The sequence below is a fragment of the Candidatus Symbiopectobacterium sp. NZEC135 genome (genome assembly GCF_025962695.1).
Map to the genome: position 1 here is coordinate 1 of NZ_JAGFPF010000401.1, position 1543 is coordinate 1543.

At 41.3% G+C, this 1543-nt stretch carries 2 protein-coding genes and 2 pseudogenes; 2 read left to right on the plus strand and 2 right to left on the minus strand.

The window, feature by feature from the left end:
* Together J5224_RS27250 and J5224_RS27255 are read left to right on the plus strand one after the other, a co-directional pair.
* Positions 1-220 (plus strand): annotated as a pseudogene (locus J5224_RS27250) (hypothetical protein); the annotation flags it as partial.
* A gap of 171 nt (positions 221-391) precedes the next feature.
* Positions 392-745: a type II toxin-antitoxin system RelE/ParE family toxin gene (locus J5224_RS27255; RefSeq protein WP_264628273.1), complete on the plus strand. Its 354-nt coding sequence runs from the start codon at positions 392-394 to the stop codon at positions 743-745.
* Here the strand turns inward: J5224_RS27255 and J5224_RS27260 are convergent.
* Positions 742-1059 (minus strand): helix-turn-helix domain-containing protein, encoded by a 318-nt coding sequence (locus tag J5224_RS27260; protein ID WP_264628274.1) that lies wholly within the window; start codon positions 1057-1059, stop codon positions 742-744. The two genes, J5224_RS27255 and J5224_RS27260, sit on opposite strands and share 4 nt — an antisense overlap.
* Before the next feature lie 87 nt (positions 1060-1146).
* Positions 1147-1543, minus strand: a pseudogene (locus tag J5224_RS27265) (molybdopterin-guanine dinucleotide biosynthesis protein MobA); the annotation flags it as partial.

Consider the following 1543-nt stretch of genomic DNA (forward strand, 5'->3'; position numbering starts at 1 on the left):
TCTCGGTTGTGGTGGAAGTAAAACATATTCTGGTTATTCTGCATCGTCATCTGCACCGCAATCCGATTATTTTAAACCGATCAAAGAATATGAAACACAATCTCAAATTGACTACGATATTGCTGTGAAGGGCGCAAGTGTTCTGTCTGATCCAAATCTGAGTATCGTTGAACAGCAGCGTTATCGGGATGCCCTTAAAAAAAGAGAAGAAAATCATTAATTTCAATATTGGACGTTGTTCTTCCTAAACACTGTGAGTGACATTGTTGGGTGAGATCCTGACTGCTATCAGCTCTCGGCTGTTTATTCATACCGAGTTCTTCTTGTTTTTCAATTAGCTATAGTAAAGAATAAGACAGGTGCTTGGGACAAATTATTACAAGGAGTTTTCTTGAAAAATTTCGCATTTGTTAACGATGCCGCTGAAAGGGAATACAAAGCACTTCCTGCTGATGTGCAAGATGAGTTTGGAAAAGACCTACGCCGTATTCAATTTGGGCAAGATCCTGAATTGCCGATTGATTTTCTTGATAGCGTTGGTATAGGCGTTATCGAGCTGAAAATAAATGGTAGCCCGGCATATCGATGCACCTACGTCGCAAAGTATCTTGATACCGTGGTAGTTTTACATTCCTTTAAAAAAACTACCAACGGTGTTGATCGTAAAGCTAAAGACGTAGCTGAAAAACGACTCAAGGAACTTATGGCTGATGTCAGAGAGGCTGAACGCTGTAAAAAACGTTAAGCGGCTGCTTCGGTTTCTGTAATTGCGATTGATGCCTGATGCAGACTTGTCATTGACATTTTAGCTCTGAAACCGAGAGCATCTAACATGTCGAACATGGCATCAATAGTGAAAAGCTCAATTTTGGCATTTTTCAGTTCTGAAACACGGGATTGGTTGATGCCGAGTTTTTCAGCCGCTTCTTTTTGCGTCCAGCCTTTCTCTTTGATCAAATTGATGATCATGATCGATAAATCCATTTTCATTGCCATTTTGCTGGCAGTTTCAGCATCATGTGTCACATGGAACGGACTTTCGTAGAATTTTAAGGCCATATACACCTCCTGATAACGATGAGTGGATTATCTAATATTTTAGATAATCCGTCAAGTCTACTGGACAATAAGTGTTCTGTTTACTGATCACTCTCTATCGCGATAACCGGGTGGGCGCAGTGTGGGGAAAGGACCTTTTCTAATCTGCTTCGATGAGATAATTGAAGTGAGATCCATACTGTTATCTGTTTCTGGCTGCTTCTGTGTGGGACGACTCGGAAAACGTGCGATCTCTTCCTTGGTTGGCTTGTAATCATCACTGTTGAACCTTGTGCGTCTTTCATGTTCAGCGCGTGGAACATAGATCCCCTGCACCTCATCAAAGACATAGTTTTCGGCAATACGTTTATCGTGCTCAACATCAGGAATAGCAGGCTTCTTCTTGGCCCAGACAAATTTCTCCCTTATATATTCAACCACCAGTAGGGTGAAACGCTTGACCAAATCATCCTGACGAGGTTTAAGCTGCTTCCTATTAATTTTA

Coding starts and splice junctions, on each gene's coding strand:
- J5224_RS27260 (WP_264628274.1), bottom strand. CDS start 1,059: ATGGCCTTAAAATTCTACGAAAGTCCGTTCCATGTGACACATGATGCT.